The sequence below is a fragment of the Endozoicomonas sp. Z74 genome (genome assembly GCF_057680865.1).
In genome coordinates, this window is the sequence record NZ_JBLYZI010000161.1 from 1 (window position 1) to 8,571 (window position 8,571).

An 8,571-nucleotide genomic window follows, 5' to 3' on the forward strand; every position below is an offset into this window, starting at 1 on the left:
CAACAAAATACCTGTCTCGTTACCTCGGGTGGAAAAGGTTTCTTAAAACTCAACTCTTCTCAGAGGAGGCTTTTTTAGATCAAGTTTCTATACATTGGGTAGAGCAACACTTAATTTGAACAGCGCCTGTGCTTGCTGTTTGAAAGGGTTCGGTTAGACTGTCATCGGAATTGGATTGCATGGTTGTTGACGGGCTCAAGGGGATAATAAGGTGACAAGAGTAGCAGTGGTTGGCGCGGCCGGTCGTATGGGAAGGATGCTGGTAGAGGCTGTAGCGACTGATGAGGGCTGCCAGCTGGGAGCGGCCATTGTCAAACCGGGCAGCAGTCTGCTGGGGGTGGATGCGGGTGAGCTGGTGGGAGTGGGTTCGTTAGGGGTTTCTCTGACGGATGACCTTGCTGCAGTGGTGGATCGTTTCGATGTGCTGATCGACTTTACCTCGCCAGACCTGACCATGAAGAACGTTGAACTCTGCCGTGAGTATGGCAAGGGCCTGGTCATTGGTACCACCGGGTTGAGCTCTGAGCAAAAGGCTCGCCTGGCGGAAGCGGCTGAAGAGACCGCTATAGTGTTTGCTCCTAATATGAGCATCGGTGTCAATCTGGTGTTCAAGCTGCTGGAAACCGCAGCCCGTATTCTGGATCAGGATGCAGATATTGAAGTGATCGAGGCCCATCACCGTCACAAGGTGGATTCCCCCTCCGGTACGGCTCTCAAGATGGGAGAGGTGGTTGCGGATACTCTGGGGCGTGATTTGGAAAAATGTGCCGTTTATGGGCGTGAAGGGCATACTGGTCCTCGAGATCGTGAGACCATTGGCTTTGCCACCATTCGCGCTGGTGATGTGATTGGTGATCATACGGTGCTGTTTGCCTGTGAAGGGGAACGGGTTGAGATTACCCATAAGGCCAGCAGTCGGGTGATCTATGCCCGGGGTTCCATCAGGGCGGTGCGGTTTCTTGGCGGCAAGTCATCGGGCCTCTATGACATGCAGGATGTTCTTGGGCTGAAATAACCGTGTTTGAAGATTTTTATGGACTTAGTTATTGCGCTGTGATTAAATGCGAAAAATTTGCATTAAATTTATACGTTTAGTTTAAATGAACAGTGCTTCTTACAGGTCGAACATTGAAAAGCGAGATGGTTTATCCACATCTCGCTTTTTTTGGGTCTGTCAGCAGGTCGCTGGACATTGAATGCACGGATAATCAGGTTGAAGTATGGGGAGGATCCTTTGACTAAGACAGCTGTTTTAGCTCTGGAAGATGGCAGTATTTTCCGGGGTATCGCCATTGGTTGTGATGGCGAAACCAGTGGTGAGGTGGTGTTCAATACGGCCATGACAGGCTATCAGGAAATTCTCACCGACCCCTCCTATTCCCGCCAGATCGTAACCCTCACCTATCCCCACATTGGCAATACCGGTATTACCCCCCAGGACGAAGAATCCACTGAGATCCATGCCGCCGGGCTGGTGATCAAGGACCTTCCCCTGCTGGCCAGTAACTGGCGCAACAAAATGCCTCTGGATGAGTACCTCAGGTCCCGTAACATCGTTGCCATCGCGGGCATCGATACCCGGCGGCTGACACGAATCCTTCGGGAGAAAGGCGCCCAGAATGGTTGCATCATGGCCGGTGACTCTGTTGATGAAGCCCTGGCGCTGGCGAAGGCCCGGGAGTTTCCAGGATTGAAGGGTATGGATCTGGCTAAGGAAGTCACTACGGCAGAGCCGTATCCATGGACAGAAGGCGTCTGGAGTCTGGAAACGGACAGTCATGCCGAAATAACCGATCTGCCTTACCACGTGGTGGCCTACGATTTCGGGGTGAAGCGGAATATCCTTCGAATGCTGGTTCAGCGCGGATGTCGACTGACCGTGGTGCCTGCCCAGACTCCGGCTAAAGACGTTCTGGCACTCAATCCGGACGGTGTTTTTCTCTCCAATGGGCCTGGAGATCCGGAGCCTTGTGATTACGCGATCCAGGCCATTCGTGAGATTCTTGAAACCGAGCTTCCGGTGTTTGGTATTTGTCTGGGGCATCAGCTGCTGGCGCTGGCCAGTGGTGCCAGCACTGAAAAAATGAAATTTGGTCACCATGGCGCCAACCACCCCGTTCAGGATCTGGATCAAGGCACTGTGATGATCACCAGCCAGAATCACGGTTTTGCGGTTTCTGAAGATTCTCTGCCCGGCCATCTCAGGGCGACCCACAAGTCCCTGTTTGATGGCAGTCTCCAGGGCATTGAGCGCACCGATCGCCCGGCCTTCAGTTTCCAGGGACACCCGGAAGCGAGCCCCGGCCCCCACGATGTGGCGGTACTGTTTGATCGCTTTATTGACATGCTGAAAGCGGCTAAAGCCGCCTGATAGTCAGAATCTGTTTATACGTGAGAGAAAAATGCCTAAACGTACTGATATCAAAAGTATTCTGATTCTCGGAGCCGGCCCTATCATCATTGGTCAGGCCTGTGAGTTTGACTACTCTGGCGCCCAGGCCTGTAAGGCCCTGAAGGAAGAAGGTTACCGGGTGATCCTGGTGAACTCCAACCCGGCGACGATCATGACCGATCCGTCCATGGCGGACGCCACCTACATTGAGCCGATCCGCTGGGAAACCGTCGAAAAAATTATTGAAAAAGAGCGCCCGGATGCCGTGCTGCCCACCATGGGTGGTCAGACCGCTCTTAACTGTGCCCTGGATCTTTTTCATAAAGGGGTTCTGGAAAAATACGGCGTGGCCATGATCGGTGCCAACCAGGAGGCCATCGATAAGGCGGAAGACCGGCAGCTGTTTGATCGGGCCATGAAGAACATCGGCCTGGAAACGCCCCGTTCCGGAATCGCCCATACCATGGAAGAGGCCCGTGCGGTTCTGGATGAAGTGGGCTTCCCCTGTATCATTCGTCCGTCGTTTACCATGGGGGGCACCGGTGGGGGGATTGCCTACAACCGGGAAGAGTTTGAAGAAATCTGCTTCCGGGGTCTGGATCTTTCCCCCACCAATGAGCTGTTGATTGATGAGTCGCTGATTGGCTGGAAAGAGTATGAAATGGAGGTGGTGCGGGACCGTAACGATAACTGCATCATTGTCTGCTCCATTGAAAACTTTGACCCTATGGGGGTTCATACCGGTGACTCCATCACCGTTGCACCGGCCCAGACTCTGACCGACAAGGAGTACCAGATCATGCGTAACGCCTCTATTGCGGTGTTGCGCGAGATTGGTGTTGAGACCGGCGGCTCCAATGTGCAGTTTGGTATCTGCCCGAACACCGGCAGGATGGTGCTGATTGAGATGAACCCGCGGGTTTCCCGCTCTTCCGCCCTGGCTTCCAAGGCGACCGGTTTCCCCATTGCCCGGATTGCTGCCAAGCTGGCGGTGGGTTACACCCTAGATGAACTGAAGAATGAAATCACCGGTGGTGTGGTTCCTGCCTCCTTTGAGCCCTCCATTGATTATGTGGTCACCAAGATTCCACGGTTCGCCTTTGAGAAATTCCCCCAGGCGGATGATCGTCTGACCACCCAGATGAAGTCGGTGGGTGAAGTGATGGCCATTGGCCGGACCTTCCAGGAGTCGGTTCAGAAAGCGCTTCGGGGTCTTGAAACCGGTGCTACTGGCTTTAACCCTCAGCTGGATCCAAAGCATCCTGATGCTCTGTCCATTATCCGCCAGGAGCTGGTGACACCCAAAGCAGACCGGATTTACTACGTGGCGGATGCTTTCCGTGCCGGGCTTACTCTGGAGGAGGTGTTTGCGGAGTGCCAGATTGATCCCTGGTTCCTGGTGCAGATTCAGGACATTGTACTGGAAGAGCAGAAGCTGACCGGTGAGCAATTGTCCGGAATGCCGAAAGAACGACTGTTCCGGCTCAAACAGAAAGGGTTCAGCGATGCACGGCTGGCGGAGCTTCTGGGTGTCCGTGAATCTGAAGTAAGAAATCATCGTCGTGAGTCTGGTATTAAGCCGGTGTTCAAACGGGTGGATACCTGTGCAGCCGAGTTTGAATCCACGACGGCGTACATGTATTCCTCCTACGATGAAGAGTGTGAGGCCGACCCTTCCGCTCGTGAGAAAATCATGGTGATCGGTGGCGGGCCCAACCGTATCGGTCAGGGGATTGAGTTTGACTACTGCTGTGTACACGCAGCGCTGGCTGCCCGGGAAGATGGTTATGAGACCATCATGGTTAACTGCAACCCGGAAACCGTTTCCACCGACTATGATACCTCGGACCGGCTCTACTTTGAGCCAGTGACTCTGGAAGATGTGCTGGCCATTATTGATGTTGAGCAGCCCACTGGCGTGATCGTTCAGTACGGTGGCCAGACGCCCCTGAAACTGGCCCGGGCACTGGAAGCGGAAGGCGTAGCTATTATCGGTACCAGCCCTGAGGCCATTGACCGGGCCGAGGACCGGGAGCGCTTCCAGCAGATGATTCAGAAGCTGGATCTGCTGCAGCCGGCCAATGCCACCGTTCGTAGTGAAGACGAGGCCATTCAGAAAGCCGCTGAGATTGGTTATCCCCTGGTGGTCCGTCCTTCTTATGTTCTGGGTGGGCGGGCCATGGAAGTGGTGGCCGCGGAAGGTGAGCTGACCCGTTATATGAAGGAAGCGGTGCAGGTTTCCAATGACAGTCCGGTGCTGCTGGACTACTTCCTTAACCGGGCAGTGGAAGTGGATGTTGACGCTGTGTGCGACGGTGAGCGTGTGGTGATCGGCGCCATTATGCAGCATATTGAGCAGGCCGGGATCCATTCTGGTGATTCCAGTTGCTCTTTGCCTCCCTACAGTCTGAGCCGTCGTCATCAGGATATGATTCGGGAACAGGTTCGGGCCATGGCCATGGAGCTGGGTGTGGTGGGGCTGATGAATGTTCAGCTGGCGATCCAGGATGACCGGATTTATGTGATCGAGGTTAACCCGCGGGCGTCCCGGACGGTTCCGTTTGTTTCCAAGTGCATCGGTCACTCCCTGGCCAAGATCGCAGCCCGGGTTATGATGGGCAAAAGCCTTGAAGAACAGGGCTTTACCAAAGAGATTGTGCCGCCTTATTACAGCGTCAAAGAGGCAATTTTCCCCTTCAATAAGTTCCCGGGTGTGGACCCGATCCTGGGGCCTGAGATGAAATCCACCGGAGAGGTGATGGGGGTGGGTGCGACCTTCCCGGAAGCTTTCCATAAGGCGCAGCTGGCAGAAAACATGAAGTTACCCCAGGGTGGCAAGGTGATTCTGTCGGTCCGTGACTTTGATAAACCTGAAGTGCCTATGCTGGCACGGTTGTTGATGGATACTGGCTTTGAGCTGCTGGCTACTTCCGGAACCGCCAGGGTGATTGAGGAAGCCGGACTGCCGGTTACGGCAATTAACAAGGTGCATGAGGGAAGACCGCATTTGGTGGACATGATCGTCAATGGTGATATAGCCTTCATGATCAACACCACTGAAGGTCGTCAGGCCATTGCCGATTCCTATACCATCCGGCGCTCCGCATTAACCAATAAAGTGCTATATACAACCACAATGGCGGGAGCAGAAGCGATTGCCAGGGCTATCGCCTTTGGTTCGGAGAGGCTGGTCAGGCGACTTCAGGATTTACACGAAGGTAAGGTTGGATGAATCGAATACCCATGACCGTGGAGGGTGAGAAGGCCCTCCGTGAAGAACTGGCTCATTTGAAAGGGGTAGAGCGTCCGCGTATCTCCCAGGCTATCGCTGAGGCCCGGGAGCTGGGTGACCTGAAGGAAAACGCCGAGTACCACGCGGCCCGTGAGCAGCAGAGCTTTACGGAAGGTCGTATTAACGAGATTGAGGCCAAGTTGTCCAATGCCCAGGTGATTGATATCACCTCCATCGCCAAAACGGGTAAGGTGATTTTTGGCACCACGGTCATGTTGATTAACATCGATGATGACAAAGAAGTGGCGTACAAAATCGTCGGGGATGATGAGGCGGACATCAAGGAGAACAAAATCTCGGTCAACTCTCCCATCGCCCGTGCCCTGATTGGCAAGGAAGAAGGGGATGTAGTGGTGGTCAACACGCCTTCCGGTGGGGTTGAGTATGAGATTGATGAAGTGAAGCATATCTGACAAAAGTCTTTTATCAATTGGCTTTGAAAAAAAAACCGGTCTTTATGGCCGGTTTTTTTCAATAGCTGAATTTAAGGTTGGGCTTTTGGTCTGAATTGGATTGAAACTCCTGTAGAGTTTTGGTCTAAATTTTAATAAAAAATGCGATGATGATTTTTATTTGAGTCTATAATTCTCTAATGTTTGAATTTAGGTTCGGCTATCAGATGAGTAAATGGTTAACAGTATTCTTTTTATTTCTTTCAATGCTGGTTGGTAGTTTTGCTTATGCATTAACTGTTGAGCAGTGTAAAGAACTATTGAGTGAGGCTGGTTTAAAAGCAATGATAGAGAGTGTCATCGCTTTCTCTCCTGATCAGCGAAGAGCGGATTATATTAAATCGTATCGGGTTCATAAGGATTTATATGGGGCTTTATTCCCTGGTGGAAATCAGAGTTTTGCGTCAGAAGCTGTTGATGCTTCAGAAGTTGCTGTTCAATCAGAGCGTTTTGTTCTCGGTAAAAAACTGGATTATCCGTTGGAGGTTAAGCCTGCAGATCATGTTGTCAGGCGGCTTCCGGGGGTTGTTTTCCCGCTTATGGACATGAATGGTGGGATGCCTCTTCTTGTGGATGATAAAAAGGTTTGTATTACTAGAGATACTCAAACAATATTGCCTGGGTGTGAAAATCTTTATTTTAATCGGGACCAGTTGCCCACCAATCTGGTGAGTTTTTGTTGTTATTTTGAAACAGAGGCATCTCTTTCACCGGTTAATTTTGAGTTTCAGGGGTTGCCAGATTTAAACTCATTCGGAAAGTAAGTCGCCTCTGTTGGTGGCAGGGGTGTACCCATTCACCAACAGTTGCTCGATAGAGTTATTACTCGTGGGGTCTTAACAGGTTGGACAGTTGAGGGTTTGGTTTGTCAGCGGCCTTGAAGATCAGGGCAATCTTGCCAATGGTCTGGACCAGTTCCGCTCCGGTTTCAGAGATCAGCTGATCAATCAGCTGCTGTTTGGCTTCCCGGTCGCCAATGGCAAACTTTACCTTGATCAGCTCATGGTCGTTCAGGGCGCGAAGGGTTTCCTCGACGACTCCTTCAGTAAGGCCTTTGTCGGCGACCATGACCACAGGTTTCAGGTTGTGGCCAATTGTACGGAAGTGCTTCTTTTTGGCGGCGTTCAAACTCATTTTGATCATTCCAGGCTGATGGTTAGCTGAGAACACCTGTGCCTGTCAGAGGTTTTGCGTTCCTGCAATCCGCGGACATACCTTTTAAGAGATGCTGAGGTGCAGGAGGGCTGCCGTAGTCAGGGCGTGTGAGGTGCATCATGTGTGGGTTGAAAAAGCGCTGGATCTTATCCTGTTATGATTTGATATGGAAGAGCTTGTAAGGAGGAGGGTTAAGACTTTCGTCCATCGGCTCCTTTGGGGTTTGTGCGGTATGCTGGCCTGGGTCGATTTTCTGCGCTGAAGAAAATCGACCTCTTTCGGGCAGCTGTTCTCAGAAACGATAGCTCAGGCCGACGTAGGCAAGGCCCTGGTTTTTCTGTTTTACCTCAACGGCGTCATCAAACAGCTTCACGCTGTTGTTCATGATTTTGTAGCGGTAGCCCAGCTCAGCAGAGAAGTTTTGATTGAAGGTCTGGATCAGGCCCAGCTGCAGACCGTAGTTCAGTGCGCGATCTTTGTTGCTGTCACTTTCTCTTCGACCGCTGGGCCACTCAGTTTCTACTTCAGCCTTCATTTCGTTGTAGCCAATTGTTCCTCCCACAAAAAACTGTGTGGACTGCAGGTTCGGCAGATTACCCACATAATCCGCAGACAGGCTCAGGCCCAGGTTATTAACTTTTGTTTTATTGCGTGTGTTTTGAATTTCGAATCTATCGGAGTCTTTGCCACCTTCTACGGAGGCGTACACTCGTACGTTGTTGTTGATAAAAGCGCCACCGCTCAAGCCAAGGGTTGAAGGTTGGTTATTAACGTCAAAGCCGTTAATGCTATCTTGAGGCGCATTAAAATCCGTTTTCTGAAAAGCCTTTCCTGCATAAATGGAAGTAAACCAATCGTTTGCCATAGCTGCAGTGGAAAATGAAAATGCAGAAGAAATTAGAGTTAAAGAGACGATTTTTTTAAGCATGTAAGGCCTGCTTCCGAATAAATGGAAAAACCTGATGGCAGGTAGTGAATTCGTTAATGTATGCAGGGTGGGGTGGTATTTGTATTGGGGTTACTTCTTAATCTTTGGTTAAAGATCACGATTGCCAGATTGGATTTATAGTGAGCATGTGTCGCTTTGTGCTTTAAGTTTAAAATTATATAAGAAGTCATCTTTTTGGTAAATGCCTTTTTGTTTTACCTATTGTGCATTAGTTCAGATCTGATCTGACAATTCCCTCTTCAAAAAAGGGAAGGGTTACCGATTTAGATAGAGGGTGAAATCACTGAAATCTAAATCGTAAAAAGGTAACCCTTATGATTCATACTAATCA

7 protein-coding genes are annotated in these 8,571 nt (G+C 51.0%); 5 read left to right on the forward strand and 2 right to left on the reverse strand.

Translation table 11 applies throughout. The annotated features are described in order from the left end of the window. The first annotated feature begins 211 nt into the window (after positions 1-211). The 5 genes from dapB to ACNRUY_RS25115 all read left to right on the forward strand — a co-directional run bounded on the left by dapB (position 212) and on the right by ACNRUY_RS25115 (position 6,900). A complete protein-coding gene (dapB, locus tag ACNRUY_RS25095) occupies positions 212-1,015 on the forward strand; it encodes a 4-hydroxy-tetrahydrodipicolinate reductase (protein ID WP_488114406.1) in 804 nt (267 codons plus the stop codon). Between the two features lie 219 nt (positions 1,016-1,234). Beyond that, positions 1,235-2,371 (forward strand): glutamine-hydrolyzing carbamoyl-phosphate synthase small subunit, encoded by a 1,137-nt coding sequence (gene carA / locus ACNRUY_RS25100; RefSeq protein WP_488114407.1) that lies wholly within the window; start codon positions 1,235-1,237, stop codon positions 2,369-2,371. Positions 2,372-2,402: 31 nt separating this feature from the next. Further along, positions 2,403-5,624, forward strand: a complete 3,222-nt coding sequence (gene carB / locus ACNRUY_RS25105; RefSeq protein WP_488114408.1) for a carbamoyl-phosphate synthase large subunit — start codon at positions 2,403-2,405, stop codon at positions 5,622-5,624. Continuing rightward, a complete protein-coding gene (greA, locus tag ACNRUY_RS25110; protein ID WP_488114409.1) occupies positions 5,621-6,097 on the forward strand; it encodes a transcription elongation factor GreA in 477 nt (158 codons plus the stop codon). Before carB ends, greA begins: the two co-directional genes overlap by 4 nt. A gap of 206 nt (positions 6,098-6,303) precedes the next feature. Next, complete coding sequence (locus tag ACNRUY_RS25115; protein WP_488114410.1) at positions 6,304-6,900, forward strand: hypothetical protein; 597 nt, start codon at positions 6,304-6,306, stop codon at positions 6,898-6,900. A gap of 58 nt (positions 6,901-6,958) precedes the next feature. On the opposite strand, the gene ACNRUY_RS25120 is transcribed toward ACNRUY_RS25115, so the two are convergent. Beyond that, complete coding sequence (locus tag ACNRUY_RS25120; protein ID WP_488114411.1) at positions 6,959-7,270, reverse strand: YhbY family RNA-binding protein; 312 nt, start codon at positions 7,268-7,270, stop codon at positions 6,959-6,961. Between the two features lie 313 nt (positions 7,271-7,583). Then, entirely contained in the window at positions 7,584-8,219 is a 636-nt protein-coding gene (locus ACNRUY_RS25125; protein WP_488114412.1) for an outer membrane beta-barrel protein, read from the reverse strand. Positions 8,220-8,571: the final 352 nt, after the last annotated feature.

Coding starts and splice junctions, on each gene's coding strand:
- carB (WP_488114408.1), top strand. CDS start 2,403: ATGCCTAAACGTACTGATATCAAAAGTATTCTGATTCTCGGAGCCGGC.
- greA (WP_488114409.1), top strand. CDS start 5,621: ATGAATCGAATACCCATGACCGTGGAGGGTGAGAAGGCCCTCCGTGAA.
- ACNRUY_RS25115 (WP_488114410.1), top strand. CDS start 6,304: ATGAGTAAATGGTTAACAGTATTCTTTTTATTTCTTTCAATGCTGGTT.
- ACNRUY_RS25125 (WP_488114412.1), bottom strand. CDS start 8,219: ATGCTTAAAAAAATCGTCTCTTTAACTCTAATTTCTTCTGCATTTTCA.
- ACNRUY_RS25120 (WP_488114411.1), bottom strand. CDS start 7,270: ATGAGTTTGAACGCCGCCAAAAAGAAGCACTTCCGTACAATTGGCCAC.